Genomic DNA, 18,360 nt, shown 5'->3' with positions numbered 1-18,360 from the left:
GACGCTGACTATGTTCTTACACCCATCTCAATAAGTCAACGAAATTTTATCAATTCATCAAACTTTAATATTTAGCGGACTGAGTACCAGTTCACTTTTAACTGTTAAATTTTACTCTCACTTCTCTGTAGTCTCCTATTTACAAAGAACTACACAGCAGTTATATACATAGTGCAACTTTAATAGATTCCTTTGGCAGAGAATGTTTTGTTTAGTTTGCGCTAAGGCTCCTGAAAATTTCAGTATAATTAAAATGCCCCAGGGGGGGATTTTAAAGTATGGTATATTAAGTAAAATAAATTTTAGTAACAAATATTAAAAACTTTGGTTAATAATACACTGTCCTCTTACAGCGTTTCTACCCCCTCTATTGATACTGAGTTGGATTTAGCTGATACTGGGTTGAAGGGTATCAGGCAATTAGAGTCTACACTCTCCTTTTCTCCCTCTCTTCCCTTATCTATTTCTGCCCGACAAAGTTGGTTAGTGTTTGCGGCGGCAGTGTTTTTGGTATCGGTGCCAGTATTTATAGAAGCGCCAATAGTGCGATCGCTACCAAGTCTGAGTTTAGCGCTGACAGGATTTTGGGTATGGCTAAGTTTTGCCTTAATGTCACGTCCTGCAACTTATGTCTGGGGGGATTTACTTTTGGGGTTTAGCTGGAGTTGGTTAGCAGGAGCGATTTACTGGGGCTGGTTACGTTGGGAACCTTTATGGCATCTGCCGGTGGAGTTTATCGGTTTACCATTTGCTTGTTGGTGTCTGGCGAAGAATTGGGGCAAGGTAGGTAACTGGTTTTATTTAGGTTCTTTACTCGGTACAGTTTTAACAGATATATATTTTTATATAGTAGATTTGATACCTTATTGGCGGCAAATCATGAGAGTAGATGCAGATGTAGTACCACAAATCTTACAAAATGCTCTCATGCAAGTACAAGCACCTTGGGGACAAACTTGGGCGATAATTCTCGCTGTAGTGCTATTAACAGTAGGAATTTCAGCTTTAGGTCGAAATGAAAAACACTGGTATGCCTTTGGTGGCGCAGTTTTAAGCACAATTTTGGTAGATAGCCTATTTTTGTTAGCTGCGATCGCCGCGTGAAGCAGGCAGGAGATAGACTTCTCTTACCGAAACTTTTCTTTGCCCAATCTACGACACATCAAAAATGATGCTGTAGACAATCAATTAGTTAAGAAATATTACATAAAATCCATCAGCATCAAGTCTTTTTTAATAAGGTTTTGATTATAGAAATCGTAAGTTTGGTGTCTGTTTGGGAGGTAGAATCAGCCAACCCGAAAAGATTTCGCCTAGCGAGGAATGGCTACCGTGATTGTGGATACAACACTATTGCAGCTATGCAAGCACTCTTTCCACGATGAAAATTTTTGGCAAAAGTACAGTCAAACCCAGTAACCGTAAATATTGTGGATATTAATACGCTGTATATTAGTTTCTGATGACTGCTGTGTTGACTAAGCTATCAGCTTTTGTCCTTTGTCCCTTGTCAGTTGTCAGTTGTCCTTCGTCCCTTGTCAGTTGTCCTTTACAAATGACCAATGACCAATGACTAATGACTAATGATCAATGACTAATGACTGCTGTTGGCTTAAAACTTTTATTTCTGTTTGATGGAAAGAGGTAAAAAAATCGTGAAAGGATTGGCGCGTTTATTAACAGTGTTTAGTTTGTTACTTAGTTGCTGGGGATGGTTGGGAACAACTCAAATAGCCCAAGCTGCTAGTTTCAACAGTTTTGCTTTTCCCCAAGTCCCAGTTCTGGCAATTGAGCGGCAGAATCGGGCAGACGCTAAACTAAAAACGGAGTTTGGTAAAAAAATTGATTTGAATAATACCAACGTCCGAGCTTTTCAACAGTTCCCAGGGCTTTATCCTAGCTTGGCTAAGAAAATTATCACCAATGCTCCCTACGAAAAGGTAGAGGATGTATTGGATCTTCCAGGATTGAGCGATCGCCAAAAACAAACCCTGCAAACCAACCTCGATAAATTTACCGTGACAGAACTAGAGCCTGCCTTCAATGAAGGAGACGATCGCTTTAACAACGGTATCTACAGATAACTGAATTGCAGTTTATGTAGCAAATAGCAGCCCACTCCTGATTCTAGGGAGTGGGAGTATTTTATTACAGATAAGGGGCGACAAGGAGGACAAGGGGGACAAGAAAGACAAAGATAAAATTTTTTCCTCCCTACCTCCCCTGCCCTGCTCCCCTGCTCCCCTGCTCCCCTTTCTCCCGCATTACCTTGTCTCAGATAGATATTCCTAGCCAATTTGATGTTTTAGTAGTCGGCGCTGGTGCTGCCGGACTATACACAGCGCTCTGTTTACCAGAATCCTTACGAGTCGGTTTGATTACCAAAGAAACCGTTGCTTTGTCTGCCAGCGATTGGGCCCAAGGTGGCATTGCCGCAGCGATCGCTCCAGAAGATTCTCCAACACTGCACATTGAAGATACGATCCAGGCTGGTGCAGGTTTATGCGATCGCACCGCTGTGGAATTTCTCGCCCAACATGCCCCTAGCTGCATTCAATCCCTAGTTAACTTGGGGGTCGCTTTTGACCGTCATGGTCAAGCTCTAGCTTTAACTTTGGAAGCAGCTCATTCTCGTCGCCGTGTTCTTCACGCTGCGGACACCACAGGTAGAGAAGTTACTACTACCCTCACAGCCCAAGTATTACGTCGCCAAAATATTCAAGTCATTCAGCAAGCTTTAGCTTTAAGTTTGTGGATTGAACCTGAAACTGGTTGTTGTCAAGGAATTAGCCTGTTTTATCAAGGTAAAATCACCTGGATAAGAGCTGGTGCTGTGGTACTGGCAACAGGCGGCGGTGGTCAGGTATTTGCCCAAACCACTAACCCGGCTGTGAGTACAGGTGATGGGGTAGCGATCGCAGCTCGGGCTGGGGCTATCCTCTGCGATTTAGAATTTGTCCAATTTCACCCCACCGCCCTTACTAAACCTGGTGCTGATCACTTCTTGATCAGCGAAGCTGTACGCGGCGAGGGGGCACATCTTATCGATAATGAAGGGCGGCGTTTTACCTTTGACTACCACCCTGCGGGTGAACTTGCGCCGAGAGATATCGTAAGTAGAGCAATTTTTAGCCATTTGCAACGTACCGCGCTTGATTTGGCTACTGCCCATGTGTGGTTGGATATGCGCCCCATCCCCGAAGACAAGATTCGTCACCGCTTTCCCAATATCGTCAAAGTTTGTCAGCATTGGGGCATTGATGTTTTCCACGAACCAATTCCTGTAGCGCCAGCTGCCCATTACTGGATGGGTGGTATTGTTGCGGATCTAATGAATCGCACAAATATCCCCAATTTGTACGCAGTAGGTGAAACCGCTAGTACCGGTGTGCATGGGGCAAATCGCCTTGCTAGTAATTCCCTGCTGGAATGTATTGTGTTTGGGGCCCAGATGGCTAATATTGAGTTGGAAAATATTGGAATGCCGTCAGAAACACCAGTGCTGCCGTTACGCAAATTTAGTCCTGATGTTAGTGAGTGGCACATCCAACAAGCACAGCTAGAAGCACTCAGGGAGAAGTTACCGCGTCTAGTATGGGAAAGTGCTGGTATTTGTCGGGAGCAATCAAGGCTGGAAATTGCGATCGCCACTATAGAATCTTGGCAGCAAGATTTCGCTGCCTTGCCTTTAAGTCAATTCTTGCTTGCTTTACGTCCAGTAGAACCCGCTAGTTTTGACCTACCAGATGTCGAACGGCAATTGGGACTTTGGGCAGAAACCCGCAATTTATTAGATGTAGCTGATTTAATTCTCAAAAGTGCTGCTTTTAGAACCGAAAGCCGAGGCGGACACTTCCGTTTAGATTATCCTCAACCAGACTCAAATTGGCAAGTCCACACACTTGTACAAACAAATTATTGGTGGAAATCTCCACTATTGTCTTGAATAAACTACCTTAAAAAGCCTGACAGTTTTCGTAACCCTAAGACACAACATCTTGCAATGAACTGCGAAGTAAAGGATGTGTGTTCAAGACGGTAACTACCTGATTGTGCTGCCTTACCACAATCTAAAATTCAGAATTGCCATCAGCGGGTGCCGCTACCATTATGACTGTCGGGGCCACCATTATTTGGTGGAATGTATATGTCTTTTAAATTTGGAGAATTGACCTTATGGGCGATTAAGGTATTACTGCTAGTAGGGCCAAAAGAATTAGCGCTTGCAGTACTGAATATACCTGTACAAGCGGCAATTTTTGGGAGCAGTATATAAGCACCTATGCAGAATATTATAAACTTTGTGATTCGGAAGTTAGTTTTCATCTTTTTTAAGTAAAATTACTAGCTTTTTATCTCAAGATGTCTTTTGAATTGCTTGCGTGTATTTACTGAGATGTTGAAAAAAGTATTTTAACTTTATGAAATTATTGCTGTTACTGTACAAATTATTGTGGTATTTGCTTGTCAGTTAACCTTAGTTTGCCGAAATTAAATAGTCTTTATACTTAAGTGGTATTCTTAATAGGCAATTTTTGCATCAGTCTCAGGTTAGATATGTCAATGATTTACAACAACTATTTTGCTTAATTCATCATTTATTAATAATATCTTAATTTATTTAAGTATAAACACTATGTTTGAAAAACTACAATTTCAAAAAAATATGAAATAGTACTTACTTTTGTGTATACTTTAAATTTGATTGTTAAAAAATTATAAAGATAAAACAACACACTTATAACATCAAAAGAATTTTAAAATTTAAATAGGTACGTAATAGCAAGGTCAGTACAAGTATAAGATAATATGTATTATAAAAATACAATAAAGATTTTTATATTTATTTTAGATAACTGATTGCTTTTTGATATAAATTATAAAGTTTAGTTTTCAAGCCCAAAAACATTACTGTGTATATATCTTGGCTAAAAATATACTTTGCAGGATATAGGCTATATTTTTTCAAGACAGTGCCTTAGACGTATCTCCAGTCCAAATTCCGAATTTAGAGGTAACAATTTTAACTAAAGTGATAAAACCTGGAGACTTGACTCTTGACTAATTAAGCAAACTCGTAGCGATTTTTACCCAAACGCTTGGCACGGTACATTGCTGCATCAGCTTGTTTTATCAAAGTTTCACTATCTAGACTGTTGTATGGGTAAACACTAATGCCAATACTGGCAGAGACTCGGATTGTATAGCCGTCCAAAACAATTGGCTTGGTAATACTGCTTAAAATTTTTTCGGCGACTTGAGCAGCTATTTGGACATCAGGAATTGCCTGTAAAATCACAGTAAATTCATCGCCACCCAAACGAGAAACTGTATCACTAGCGCGTAAAGAGCTGCTGAGTCTTTCAGCAATAGTCATTAACAAGCGATCGCCCGTCTTGTGTCCTAAAGTATCATTGACTTGCTTAAAGCCATCTAGATCGATAAACAACAGTCCCAGCAATAAGTTATTGTGTTGTGCCCAATGTAAAGACTTGTAAAGTTGTTCGGCAAAAAATTTGCGATTGAATAAACCGGTAAGGGGGTCGTGATACGCTAAATAACGTAAGTGGTCTTCTTTGAGTTTAAATTCATTATTAGAGTGGAATAGTTCAGCAGCAGTACGCTTAAGCTGTTCTTCGATTATCTTGCGCTGAGTAATATCTCGGATGACACCAACTAAAAAGAAATTGCCAGCTGAGTCTTTGTGGAGCGATCGCTTAGTGGCAATTTTATGAGTCTGACCATCGGCATTTGTAAATTCTTCTTCATGTTCCTGGGGTTGCTGAGTCCGAAAAACAAGATCGTCCTGTTGTCGAAACACATCAGCTTCATGTTTTGGGAAAAAGTCATAATCTGACTTTTCAATTAATAACTTATTTGCGTAACCGATAAATCGACAATACGCCTCATTTAAAACAATCCACTGGTGTTGTTCATTTTTCACAAAAATTGGATCAGGAATCGTGTTGATAACGTGATACAAGAATTCTTTGGAACGTTTCCACTCTTGCTGCATGTGAGCAATACGACTAGTCATCCAAATAGCTGAAATGCCAAAGCAAACCAGTGAGGGAACCAGAGGTATCCACCAACCAGACAAGAAAGCAAGGTACGTACTCACGGTCAATACAAAGCAAGAAACTAGGATACAGTAGAGACTTCCAATTGCGTTTCGTATCCACCATATCGTTACGGCTCCCAGATAAGACCAAACAAAAATCCACAAGTATTCCACCAAGTCAGGCCAAACTTTGAGTAATAATCTTCCATCAACAGCAGCAGAGATTAACTGACTAATAAAATAAGCCTGCAATTCAATACCAGGTACAGGCTTTCCTATACCCATTAGACTGCTGGAGTAGGGAATAAATACAACATCTGGAAGACTGGGTGTAGTGGAGCCAATAAGTATAATCCGATCTTTAATTAAGTTTGGTTTGACTTTATCTGCCAGTACATCTCTCATCGATACCTGGTGAAAACTACAAAGTTGCTCAGATGAAGTTTGACATTTAGGTTTGGGAAAATTGCTTAAAATTTGGTAGCCTTTATCATCAGCTCCCACATAAGCACCATCATTAGCCTGAAAACGAGTAAATACTGCCTTACCCAATTGCAAATACTCCGGGTTACTTTCTGCTTTTTTGGGAGTAATTCCCTTTGACTTTAAATACAATAAAGCCAACTTCAGGGCAAAACTTTCATGTACCTGATTATCAACGTGCCAATACAACAAGCTGCGACGTGCTATAACATCAGAGTCATACAGCACGTTATTAAAGCCCACTTGCTCCTGATTCAGTCCCAGTGGAGGCGAAACACTCAAGTTTTTGTTTTTGTCATTTGCTAGTAATTCAATACCAATTAAGTTGGGTGTTGACTTATAAGTATTATGCAATTCTTGAGTACCAGGTTCTACTGGCAAATTTCTGTAGATATCTAAGCCAATAGCACGGGGTTTGTAGACATTTAATTTTTGCAACAACTGGGCAATATTCGCATCTGGAATTGGCCACGAACGTACTTCGTTTAAATAGGCCTCATCAATCGCTACAATCGTAATCCGGTCTTCTGGCGGTTCATTTGGACGTAAGCGGAAAAATTGATCCAAAGCTGCCAACTCAAAAGATTGTAATAATCCAATGGAGTGCAAAAGCAGGACCCAGACTACAACGCTGGCGGCCGCAGTAATCAATTCTCTGTGTCCTCGACTAAGCGATTGTTTCAGTGTAAAGATTAACTTCACAAAACGCTTGCCTAGCTGCTGATTTATTTCCATCACCTAATAGGCAAAAGTATTCTCTATTTCCTATAGCTATTAACTATCGGACTAACATAGCTCAAGTAGGAGCTAAATTTGGATAAGACCTATATATCCGTTGCTAAAAACAAAAAAGCCAACTAGAAACAGATTTTACTGTATTCATCCAGTTGACCATGAGGCGTAAACTACTGAAGGTCAGTGTAGGTACTTTACTTAAAATACTTGAAATTACGAGGTCCTGTGTAACCAGAAACTTTCGCTAGTTCTTCTAAGCTTTGGACTCCGCTATAGCTTTTACCATTAACGATCCAAGTGGGAAAGCCTTCGATTTTTGCGGCTTTACAAAGTTCGGTTTGAGCTTTGAGTCCATCGGAGGCGCACTCTACCTTAACATCATTGTTGATTACTTCTTCGGCCTCTTTACCAAAAAGCAGCTTTTGTTCATGACAGTGAGGACACCAATAAGCAGTATATTCCTTCGCGCCTACCTTCGCCAGATGGCGTGCTAAGGCTATTTCTGCTTCACCAGAAGTAGTGGTAACTTCCCAACCGAATGCTGGGTTAGGGTTTTCCTTGGGAGTGAAGGTAATTTTTGTGGGTTGTCCAGGAGTTTCAGGTGTAACATTTGATTGATTGACGCCAGCATAAACGCCTAAAGTACCAATCAGCGTTACCATCCCTACAATCAAGGCTGTAAAGAAGATTTGTCCAATATCCTCCCAAGTCCGACCGATAATCGTTAGTACCAAAAGACTGAGGGAGAACAAAGCTGAACCAATACAGTAAGGACAAACAGCTTTGATTTGAGATGTCAGCACATACATTAAGTAACCGCTAAAAACAGACATAGCGATCGCACCCACCAGCAGCAGCCACCACGTCAAATTTTCTAATTGTTTGCGGTTATTGTTTTCCCCTGAGTTGGATAGCAAGGGAGCCAAAGCCAATATCACCATACTGGTATATGCCAAAAACCCAAACAAAGCTAATGGCTGACCAAAAACCGTTGCCCAAGGACTAGAAAGCACATCATTACAGCCCTTAGCACCAGCCTGGGCCACACAAGCGGCACTGCCTCCTGTTAACTTTTCTATGGTGAGATAACCTGTTATCAGGGCACCACATCCAGCGATCGCGGCAATCAATGGACGTGACCATTTATGAATCCAAGGAGTAGAACGACGGCGAATCATAAATATTGGGGACTGGGGATTGGGGACTGGGGACTGGGGATTAGGGATTGGGGATTGGGGATTGGGGATTGGGGATTGGGAAGAGACAAAGGAGTAACTTGTCCTTTATGTCTTCCTACCTCCTAGTCCCTAGTCCCCAATCCCCATTCTCCCTTTAAGAATGTAACTTCACTTGTTCTGCTGATTTGCTTTCACCTTTGGAGTTCCAATTGCGACGTGCGGCTTCCACAAATTGGCTGACGCGAATTGGGTCAATTGGTTGCTCTATGCGTCCATGACGTTTCAGGGAACTGGAAACTATTACACCATCTGCTGCCTGCATCAATGTATCAATATTTTCCCAATTGGCCCCACTACCGATGAACACTGGCGTACCCTTTGCTGCACCACAAGCTAGTTCCAAATCTTCTAAGTTAGGAGGACTACCAGTAGCCCAGCCCGATAAAATCACTCCGTCTGCTAAACCCCTTTCAATGGTGTCTTTCACAGCGACTGTGAGATTTGGAGAACTCAAAGGACGAGCGTGTTTCACCAACACATCGGCCAGGATTTTAACATCACAGCCCAACTCCCGTCGATAGCGGAGTAGTTGATAAGCTTCTCCCTCAATTAATCCCTGGTCGGTTGCCATCACCCCTGTGAGGACGTTAACGCGGATAAATTGCGCCTGTACACAACTAGCGATCGCTATTGCACTTTTGGCATCGTTTCGCAAAACATTTAAGCCTATAGGTAAAGTCAGCAAATTCTGTATCCGCTGCACCACAATGGTCATGGCACTCACAACCACTGGATCGACTTGGTTTTTAGTAAACGGCGCGTCGAAAAAATTCTCGATAATTAAACCGTCAACACCTCCACTTGCCAAGGCTGCGGCTTCTTGTTCGGCGCGGTCAATCACCGCTTTTAAACTACCTCCCCAACGGGGTGAAGTAGGCAGTGGTAGCAGGTGAACCACGCCAATAATTGGTGAACGAGTTTTAAATATCTGATATAAGTCCACGTCTTTAATCCGCCTCGCACAGTCCAGAGTCCATTTTTTGACTATTGAATGCCAGTTCAACACCACTTTTCTCAAAGCAGAGAACCTGTTTACAGAGGTGGCTCTTCAACGGGAAAAACTCCGCACGTGACTGGCTTTTCTTGACTCTTGACTCTTGACTTTTCATTAACTAGTCAAATGTGTTTTATGATAGTCGGTTTATTGCCTCTTTCCTCAGATGGAAATTGGCGTCAAACCTCCCATAAGATATGTTAAGATAAAACCTGGCTACAAGAGGAGTTTGCCACTCACTAGACGCAAGGCAGCTTTCCGTGGTTTAGGTATCTTGTCCGCGCACTGTCGTATGACTTGCCAATCGCCAGGGTAGCATTACTGCTTTATCAAGCGTAGTCGCTTTCGTCGATTTCCCTGAGGGTAGCGACTTCTCACAACAAGCCCTTTGGGCGGCTTCCCGATGGGTAGATTAACAACGCACACGCTGTGGTAATGTAAAATACCAATAGGCGGATTGTTAAAAAACATTACAAGTGTCAAATGTACCCAAAGACACTTCAGTTCACCCTGGGGAACAGATTGATAAGAATATCATAACATGACCTCTATTTTTATCATTAATAGAGTCAAAACTCTATGGATGGACAATTGCTGACAGTGAGAATCTGCGGCTGTACTGTTATTAGAAGGATAACAATCGCAAAAAAGCGAAATGAGTGCAGAAATGTTTGACTACAAGAAAAAAAAATGAAGATATTTTCAAAATATGGGTGACAAGCCAACGATTGCCATTTCTCACTTGGGCTGCGAGAAAAATCGAATTGATACAGAACACATGCTGGGAATGCTCGTAGAAGCAGGCTACGGTGTAGATACAAATGAAGAGTTAGCAGATTACGTTATTGTTAATACTTGTAGTTTTATTGAAGCGGCCCGGCAAGAATCTGTCAGAACTTTAGTAGAACTGGCAGAGGCAAATAAAAAGATCGTAATCACTGGCTGTATGGCGCAACACTTCCAAGAACAGCTTTTGGAAGAGTTGCCTGAAGCAGTAGCCGTTGTGGGTACAGGCGATTATCACAAAATTGTAAATGTAATTGAACGTGTTGAACTTGGCGAGCGGGTCAAACAGGTTAGTATAGAGCCAACCTACATTGCTGACGAAACTACACCGCGCTACCGTACTACAACGGAGGGTGTTGCTTACCTCCGGATTGCGGAAGGATGCGATTATCGTTGTGCATTTTGTATAATTCCTCATCTTCGAGGAAAGCAGCGATCGCGTACTATTGAATCTATCGTCGCCGAAGCGGAGCAGTTAGTTAGTCAAGGGGTAAAGGAAATTATTCTAATTTCCCAAATCACTACTAACTACGGTCTAGATATTTACGGTAAGCCAAAATTAGCCGAATTACTTCGCGCTTTGGGGAAAGTAGATATACCGTGGATCAGAATGCATTACGCTTATCCCACGGGACTGACCCCAGATGTGATAGCGGCGATCCAAGAAACTCCCAACGTTTTGCCTTACCTGGATTTGCCATTACAGCATTCTCACCCAGATGTTCTCCGCTCCATGAACCGTCCTTGGCAAGGACATGTAAATGATGGGATTATAGATCGCATCAAAACGGCGCTACCAACAGCCGTACTGCGGACAACATTTATTGTTGGTTTCCCAGGAGAAACTGAAGAGCATTTTAAGCATCTACTAGAGTTTGTTCAACGGCATGAATTTGACCATGTTGGTGTCTTCACCTTTTCTTCAGAAGAAGGAACCCCAGCTTACAAATTGCCAAATCAGTTGCCTCAATTGGTAATGGACGAGCGCCAAGGCCAAATTATGGAAATCCAGCAACCGATTTCTCAAAAGAAAAATCAACAGGAAGTAGGCAAAATTGTTGATGTCCTGATTGAGCAAGAAAATCCTGAAAGTGGTGAATTAATCGGTCGTTCAGGTAGATTTTCCCCAGAGGTTGATGGTCTGGTGTATGTCAAAGGCCAGGCAAAATTAGGAACCATCGTGCCAATAGCGATTCACCACGCTGATACATACGACCTCTATGGTCAAGTAGTCAATAACTAAATTGTCTTTTGTCTTTTGTCCTTTGTCTTTTGTGAAATGACCCTTACAGATTCACCCTTATCCCCAGATCAACGCTGCATTAAAGGCAGTTTTCATGAGGGTTTACCTGAAATTCGGGAACTCGTGGGTATAGCTTCTCCAAGATTTGAGGCTTTGCTATCGCCCTTGGCTGATTAAGTAGCCAATAACTAATGACTAATGACTAATGACTAATGACTGATAACTAATGACTAAATGACTAATCCAAAAATCCTTAGATAAAATTTAGGACGAATTAATGACTCTTTCATTTCAAGAATTAGGTATTTCCCAAGAACGTGTCGAACAACTAGAAAAAATTGGTTTTACAGAACCAACTAGCATTCAAGTGCAAGCAATTCCCCAATTGCTTGCCGGTCGTGATGTGGTCGGTCAATCTCAAACTGGAACAGGCAAAACCGCAGCATTTTCACTGCCAATTTTAGAGCGGCTTGATGTTAATCAAAAAGCCGTGCAAGCCATAGTTTTAACACCAACTCGTGAATTAGCGATGCAAGTCCACGATGCGATCGCCCAATTCATCGGTAATGAAGGATTGCGGGTGTTAGCAATCTATGGTGGTCAATCAATTGACCGTCAAATGTTACAACTCAAACGTGGCGTTCACATGGTCGTGGGTACTCCCGGACGGGTGATCGATTTGCTTGATCGCGGCTGTTTAAAGCTCGATCAAGTCAAGTGGTTTGTATTGGATGAAGCTGATGAAATGTTGAGTATGGGTTTTATCGACGATGTGATAAAAATCCTCTCGCAAGCGCCCGTAGAACGCCAAACAGCTTTATTCTCGGCAACAATGCCACCATCGATTCGGATGTTGGTGAACAAGTTCTTGCGATCGCCGGCGACTGTCACCGTTGAACAGCCAAAAGCCGCTCCTAACAAGATTAATCAAGTAGCTTACCTGATCCCTCGCCACTGGACAAAAGCCAAAGCTTTACAGCCGATTCTGGAAATGGAAGATCCAGAAACAGCTTTAATCTTTGTCCGCACCAGACGCACAGCCGCAGAACTCACCAGTCAGTTACAAGCGGCTGGTCATAGTGTTGATGAATACCACGGTGACTTGTCGCAACAAGCGCGGGAACGGTTATTAAGCAGATTCCGTAATCGTCAAGTTCGCTGGGTAGTAGCAACTGATATTGCAGCCCGCGGGTTAGATGTCGATCAACTCTCCCATGTGATCAACTACGATTTACCCGATAGCGTAGAAACTTATGTCCATCGTATTGGTCGTACTGGTCGTGCTGGTAAAGAAGGAACAGCAATTTCTTTAGTACAACCATTTGAGCGGCGTAAGCAGCAAACATTTGAACGTCATAACCGCCAAAGTTGGCAATTGCTGTCGATTCCGACACGCGCCCAGATTGAAGCGCGACACATCCTGAAATTGCAAGAACAGGTGCGGGAAGCTTTAATGGGTGAGCGTTTGGCTTCATTCCTGCCAATTGTCAGCGAACTGATCGAAGAATACGATGCTCAAGCGATCGCCGCAGCTGCACTGCAAATTGCTTACGATCAAACTCGTCCCGCTTGGTTGAGTTCAGAAGTGGAAATTCCTCAAGAAGAATCCATTCCCAAACCAAGACTCAGTAAGCGTCGTGAATCTTCTAGCGATCGCCCCCGTTCGGCGTGGAAATCAGATAACAGCAATGGTGAAGAAGAAAGACATTCTTCTCCCAAGCCCAAACTGCGGACAAGTCGTGATTCTGCATCTCCTAGTAAAAAGTTAGGTTCATCTACAGCCAGAGAATCAGCTTCTTAGTCAATTAGAAGTTAATCAATTTTGGATTTTAGACTTTTCTTTTAATCCAAAATCCAAATCTAAAATTCGCAAAGTTGAGAGTTGAGAGTTAAAAGTCAAGAATTAAGATTTTGGCTTTGGACTCTTGACTTTTTGGCTTTTTTAGACGGTTTAAAAATACTACAGCCAAAGACGACTAACTTGTTCTAACTCTCCAATTTCATCGTTGCTCAATGTCCAGCCCAAAGCACCAGCATTCTGTCGTACCTGTTCGGCTGTCTTCACCCCAGCAATAGGAATAACATTCCCCTGAGCAATTAACCAGTTAAGAGCAACTTGGGCGGGGGTGCGATCGTATTTTTCCCCGAAGCTACGTAGCAAAGATATGACTGGGGCAATTTTTTGCAAACCTTCTTTCTTGAATCGTGGGTCTATTTTCCTCGGACCAGTGGGCGTTTCAGCATTATCAACACTGTACTTGCCTGTAAGTAATCCCTGAGCTAAAGGACTATAAGCCAAAATAGTTACACCCAACTCACGGGCAGTTGCGATAATACCTTTACTTTCAATTTGGCGACTGAGTAAAGAATAGCGTACTTGGTTCACAGCCAAAGGCACTCCACGGACCGCCAATATTTGATGTGCGTCTCGCATTTGCTCTGTTGAGTAATTACTCACACCGACTGCGCCAATCCTGCCCCGCTTCACTTCATCCGCTAAAGTATTCATCAAAGTTTCTTGGCTTAAAAAGAAGGCAAAAGGCCAATGCACTTGATACAGGGCGATTTGCTCAAGTTGTAGCCGTTTGAGGCTGGCTGTTAAAGCATCAGAGACGGATTGGGCTGTAAATCGCCACGGTAGGGGGCCAAATTTTGTGGCGATTTGTACAGGTTGTTGTGTCTGTTGCAGAAATTGTCCCAAAAATGTCTCGCTCTTTCCCATTCCGTATACTTCGGCAGTATCAAAGAAGGTAATACCAGCTTCTAAGGCTGCGTTAAAGGCTTCTTGTAACTGTTCTGGACCATAGCGATCGCCATAATTCCAAAATAGTTTATCACCCCAAGCCCAAGTACCTATGCACAAGGGTGTAACAACTGGGCCATTTTGCCCCAATGTGATGTTTTCCACGGTTGCAAAATTTAGTTTATTTACATTTCTTTACTTTTATAGTCTATCGTCATAGACAAAATTGGGTATAGGGAAGTTGATGTAGTATGTTTCCGGTGCGTCAGCACTTGACCGCAACTCTTGTTGTGCGAAGGCGTAGCCCGTCGTAGACATCGCGGCTTGCATAAAGATTTACAAATTACACCTGAGAATCTACTATTCTCAGAATAAAGGGAGGTTAATAACCTCCCTTTTATAATAGTTGAGTGTATTTACTTGTATTTATGAATTAGATGATTTATCCTGCTTGGCTTTTTTGATTAATTCCATGTAGACATTAATCTCACTAATTTCTAAATCATGCTCAACTCTGGTTACTTTCCATCTCTCCTTTTTTAGGTAAACTTCCTCTCCTACTCTGGGAGTAAATTGGAGATCATAGAACTTTTTTAGAAAATCTTTTTGATTTTCTTCCCATAATATTACTTTGACTGGTTCTTTACTCATTGCTTATGCCTTTTTGGTTACTAGATGAAGGTAAATAGTTTGATGACATACATAGGGAAAGTTTATCTTACTAATTCAATGGAATAGCGTAGTTAAAACCACATTTTAATATTGATATTTTTATGTTGTTTGATTGCGTCCAATAAAGTTATAGGGCAATGCGAGAACTTTAGTAAATTTTGCTATTGGGTATATTTAAAAATATTTCTCCGTGTGTTGGGGTTAGAAAAATAAGTAAAATCCGTCAAACTAACGTCAAACTAAGAGTTATTGTTGTTGATCAATACTGATTAATACAGTCATTTAGCAACACCAAAACTTTTATACTCCCTAATATACTTAAATGGAAAAGGGATTACGGTACTTTGCCCTGTGCGGACAAAATCAACATCCATAGTTTCAAGGAGTTGTCTGAATATCAGTTTTGAGTCATCCACCGCCACTATTTTACGAAGATGACAGGCATCTTTGAAAGAGAATTTCACCTTTTCTCTTCGGTCTCCAACAAAGTAATAAGCTTCTTTTTCGGTTTCACCAAAATATTTTATGTTAAGAGAAGCGTCGAATAAATCTTCTTTGCTCTGGTTATCCTGGGGGAACTTCAATCGAATTTGATATTGGTCGAGAAGGTAATCTCTAAAACGAGTAGCCTCACTTGTACTACTGACATCAATATCCTTGTCTCCTACCTTCCTTGTTGTTCCCAAATACTGTGCGATTAAAGACTTAAAATCTCCTTTCGATATAGGTTGGCTACCAATTTTTATAAGTTCCAATGATAATAATTTAAATTTTTCAATATCAAGGTCAGATGGTTCTTGTAAAAATTCTTCAACTATATCAGCTAACTCATTTCCATTTTGCTTGTTTTCGGGAAGTTCAGTTTCGACTTCCCTAAGAATAGCTTCAATTTTATAAAGGTCAGGAATACTGATTTCATCAGTTATAAATATCTGATTTATATCATCAGCATCAGAAATAACAAGACCTTCTAATTTCTCGATTTTATCTCCTGAACTACCCTCTGTCATGAATTTTCTATATTTCTCAAACTTTTGCCAGTGAAGTAATATATCTTGACCATCTATTTCGTAAAATTCAAAATTACCATTTGGTTGAATTTCCATAAAAATTACGTGGTTTGTATCATCATCCCAAGCAGCAAAAGTCCAAATTCCTTTTAGTTTAAGTTTACCCCAGTCAAACAAGTTTAATATTCGAGAGCTAATATCACGCTTTATCAGCTGTTCCTTTATAATTGTTTTAACAATAGGCTCAGAGACAATTTTAGTTGATTCAATTGTCAGATGTTATCGTTGGAATTTATCTGTTGAAGGGAGGTATTCGTCCTTTTGCCCGCTTTTTTCATAAAATTCGGCATCATGTATAATTCTAAAATTTAGAGCGCTTTCTTTATCACGTTTACCAACAGTAATTAGTTTTTCATCAGTCATATAAGGAAGAAGAACTTTTTTCAGCGTAATTACTAAATTAGCAGAATCTTCATCATTAACTTTATCAACTATATATATTGCCTGACCGTCCAGTTTTGAGTGAAGTTGTTTTGGACTTTTAAGCAAAGTGTTTTTGAGTTCAATGCTGCGATCAATTTCAATAGTAGAAAAATCAACGCTCATGTATTCAGATAGATATTCTTGAATACTGTTGAAGACTTGATACAAAATTCCTACTCGGCTCTTCTCAAAGTCATTTATGCTTCTAAATTCAAGGAAATTAGTATGAAGCTTTTTACCTTGTTTACCGCATTGTATGTAAGACTTTGTAGGATCTGTATCTTTACCGTCAGATAGAAGCCGCCTTCTCAGCGTTCCTGTACCACTATGGAAGACATATTCAGGTCTTTTAAGAATTTTTTTTAATTCTCCCGTGCCTTTATATTCTTTTAATATAGAAACCTTTTTTCGATAAGAGGCTACATTAACATTCAATAAGAATTCGTTTTTTTGGCTCTCATCACGACTAAGAGTTATTTCAGCAACGCCAATCGCATCATAAAGCTTATTTGTCAATGGAGGGACTTTAAGTAATTCTCCAGTCAGATTTGAGAAATGCAGATGTTTAAATTTAGATCGTGATGAACCTAGAGAGTTAATTAATAAACGGGCAAGTGTTACTTCACATATACATTCATCATTTCCAGTATAAACAGCCTGGGGTTTTACCTCAATTGCAGATACACTAGCAAATTTAGGATCAGTTCTAAGTTTTTAAAGTTTCTTTCTTTAGTTGAAAAATTATCATGAGATTTACAGATATGCTGTAATTGATATTTTTTGAATATATAATTTGCTTTATCTCGTAATGATTCAATCTGTTCTCGTAGAGATAGCCAGTTTTTGCTTGAAGGTTGCTGCTTTCGCCATTTTGATTCTTGTAAAAGTACTTCAGGGCATTCGGTTTGCATCAGATGATTATGAATATTTAAGAATAAATCAATAAGATCCACTCGATTTCCTAACCCAGATTGAATAATATTTTTTAGTACAGCTTCTTTGGTAGTATCAAACTCATCAATAAAAATAAGTGATTTATTAATGAACCGCTCAGAGAAGTAATATGATGGTTCGATAAGTGTTGTGTTTTGAGCAACGAACTTATCTATACTAAGAAATAAAATAGTTTTATCATCTGTAAATACTGCGGGATAAAGTTCTCCAATCCATTGGTAATCTTGATTGTTCTTTACGGCTGACAGACGGGCTTTTTTCGTTTTAAAATTTTCTGACAATGTTCTTTTAATAATGTCTCGGAATGCTGGCTCAAGATTTTTACGAATATCTGTTTGAATATTTTCCTTAAAATCGCTAGGTAATTGCTCATTTTGGAGCATTTCTATATATTTCTTGAGTTTTAAATATATTTTATTTTTAAATTGATCAGGAATTTTTTGGTCAAGGTTTAGTAAGTTTTTGATAACAGGGTCGACATTAGAATCAATAAAAAGAACATATTTTTCAAAATCTTCCTCATTTCCATTGGCGATAAAACGTTTTTTGAGTTCGTCGATGGGTAGGTTTTTTTTGAGGTTAGTAATAAACAGAATTTTTCTCTTTTGCTTGGCAAATTCCTTGTAATTATAATATATAAACTTTAGAACAATGTATGTTTTACCTGAACCAGTTGGCATACTTAGAAGAAGTAGCCCAAGATTATCTTTTTTACAGTATTGGTTTAATATTTCTTCCATATCCCTGATAAATTTAGTAAAGTTGAGAAAAGTTGGATGTAAATGCTACATCTAAATAGCGATCGCCAACTATGACACTAGTATTAGCGATAAAAGAATAGGGGTAAGCAAGCAACTATCTCAGTTAAGCTGCTACGCAGCTAAATTTAATAAACAGCATTACCTTTGTTTTTAATCTTACGCTCCCATTTAATAACAAGACCTCCTTCATTTAGCAA

15 protein-coding genes are annotated in these 18,360 nt (G+C 40.3%); 7 read left to right on the top strand and 8 right to left on the bottom strand.

Features of this window, described 5'->3' with window-relative positions:
* Nucleotides 1–324 precede the first annotated feature (324 nt).
* The 4 genes from V7K79_RS18970 (at nucleotide 325) to V7K79_RS18955 (ending at nucleotide 4,276) form a co-directional block, all read left to right on the top strand.
* Entirely contained in the window at nucleotides 325–1,104 is a 780-nt protein-coding gene (locus V7K79_RS18970; RefSeq protein WP_335049543.1) for a DUF3120 domain-containing protein, read from the top strand.
* 551 nt (nucleotides 1,105–1,655) lie between these two features.
* A complete protein-coding gene (gene psbU, locus V7K79_RS18965; RefSeq protein WP_335049542.1) occupies nucleotides 1,656–2,084 on the top strand; it encodes a photosystem II complex extrinsic protein PsbU in 429 nt (142 codons plus the stop codon).
* Between the two features lie 185 nt (nucleotides 2,085–2,269).
* Nucleotides 2,270–3,946, top strand: coding sequence for an L-aspartate oxidase (gene nadB, locus V7K79_RS18960; RefSeq protein WP_335049541.1), 1,677 nt, complete (start codon nucleotides 2,270–2,272; stop codon nucleotides 3,944–3,946).
* Between the two features lie 201 nt (nucleotides 3,947–4,147).
* Entirely contained in the window at nucleotides 4,148–4,276 is a 129-nt protein-coding gene (locus V7K79_RS18955) for a hypothetical protein (RefSeq protein WP_335049540.1), read from the top strand.
* A 789-nt stretch (nucleotides 4,277–5,065) separates the two neighbouring features.
* On the opposite strand, the gene V7K79_RS18950 is transcribed toward V7K79_RS18955, so the two are convergent.
* The 3 genes from V7K79_RS18950 to btpA all read right to left on the bottom strand — a co-directional run bounded on the left by V7K79_RS18950 (nucleotide 5,066) and on the right by btpA (nucleotide 9,460).
* Complete coding sequence (locus V7K79_RS18950) at nucleotides 5,066–7,273, bottom strand: CHASE2 domain-containing protein (RefSeq protein WP_335049563.1); 2,208 nt, start codon at nucleotides 7,271–7,273, stop codon at nucleotides 5,066–5,068.
* A gap of 200 nt (nucleotides 7,274–7,473) precedes the next feature.
* A complete protein-coding gene (locus V7K79_RS18945) occupies nucleotides 7,474–8,457 on the bottom strand; it encodes a vitamin K epoxide reductase family protein (protein WP_335049539.1) in 984 nt (327 codons plus the stop codon).
* A 154-nt stretch (nucleotides 8,458–8,611) separates the two neighbouring features.
* The gene (gene btpA / locus V7K79_RS18940; protein ID WP_335049562.1) at nucleotides 8,612–9,460 is read right to left on the bottom strand and encodes a photosystem I biogenesis protein BtpA; all 849 of its coding nucleotides are present in this window, start codon (nucleotides 9,458–9,460) and stop codon (nucleotides 8,612–8,614) included.
* Between the two features lie 760 nt (nucleotides 9,461–10,220).
* Here btpA and rimO point away from each other — a divergent pair.
* From rimO to V7K79_RS18925, 3 genes are all read left to right on the top strand, one after another.
* On the top strand, nucleotides 10,221–11,540 hold the full coding sequence (rimO, locus tag V7K79_RS18935; RefSeq protein ID WP_335049538.1) for a 30S ribosomal protein S12 methylthiotransferase RimO: 1,320 nt from the start codon (nucleotides 10,221–10,223) through the stop codon (nucleotides 11,538–11,540).
* 36 nt (nucleotides 11,541–11,576) lie between these two features.
* Nucleotides 11,577–11,717, top strand: a complete 141-nt coding sequence (locus tag V7K79_RS18930) for a hypothetical protein (RefSeq protein WP_335049537.1) — start codon at nucleotides 11,577–11,579, stop codon at nucleotides 11,715–11,717.
* A 100-nt stretch (nucleotides 11,718–11,817) separates the two neighbouring features.
* Nucleotides 11,818–13,341: a DEAD/DEAH box helicase gene (locus V7K79_RS18925; protein ID WP_335049536.1), complete on the top strand. Its 1,524-nt coding sequence runs from the start codon at nucleotides 11,818–11,820 to the stop codon at nucleotides 13,339–13,341.
* Between the two features lie 159 nt (nucleotides 13,342–13,500).
* Here V7K79_RS18925 and V7K79_RS18920 read toward each other — a convergent pair whose 3' ends face one another.
* The 5 genes from V7K79_RS18920 to V7K79_RS18900 all read right to left on the bottom strand — a co-directional run bounded on the left by V7K79_RS18920 (nucleotide 13,501) and on the right by V7K79_RS18900 (nucleotide 18,142).
* Nucleotides 13,501–14,448, bottom strand: a complete 948-nt coding sequence (locus tag V7K79_RS18920; RefSeq protein WP_335049535.1) for an aldo/keto reductase — start codon at nucleotides 14,446–14,448, stop codon at nucleotides 13,501–13,503.
* Between the two features lie 261 nt (nucleotides 14,449–14,709).
* On the bottom strand, nucleotides 14,710–14,934 hold the full coding sequence (locus V7K79_RS18915; RefSeq protein WP_273769333.1) for a hypothetical protein: 225 nt from the start codon (nucleotides 14,932–14,934) through the stop codon (nucleotides 14,710–14,712).
* A gap of 299 nt (nucleotides 14,935–15,233) precedes the next feature.
* A complete protein-coding gene (locus V7K79_RS18910; protein ID WP_335049534.1) occupies nucleotides 15,234–16,142 on the bottom strand; it encodes a hypothetical protein in 909 nt (302 codons plus the stop codon).
* Between the two features lie 102 nt (nucleotides 16,143–16,244).
* Nucleotides 16,245–16,964, bottom strand: coding sequence for a hypothetical protein (locus V7K79_RS18905; protein WP_335049533.1), 720 nt, complete (start codon nucleotides 16,962–16,964; stop codon nucleotides 16,245–16,247).
* Nucleotides 16,965–17,113: 149 nt separating this feature from the next.
* Nucleotides 17,114–18,142 (bottom strand): DEAD/DEAH box helicase family protein, encoded by a 1,029-nt coding sequence (locus V7K79_RS18900; protein WP_335049532.1) that lies wholly within the window; start codon nucleotides 18,140–18,142, stop codon nucleotides 17,114–17,116.
* Nucleotides 18,143–18,360: the final 218 nt, after the last annotated feature.

Origin of the sequence: Nostoc sp., assembly GCF_036917575.1 — a bacterium.
Lineage (GTDB): Bacteria > Cyanobacteriota > Cyanobacteriia > Cyanobacteriales > Nostocaceae > Nostoc.
Note: the sequence above shows the minus strand (reverse complement) of the source record. Positions and strands in the feature narration are given on the sequence as shown.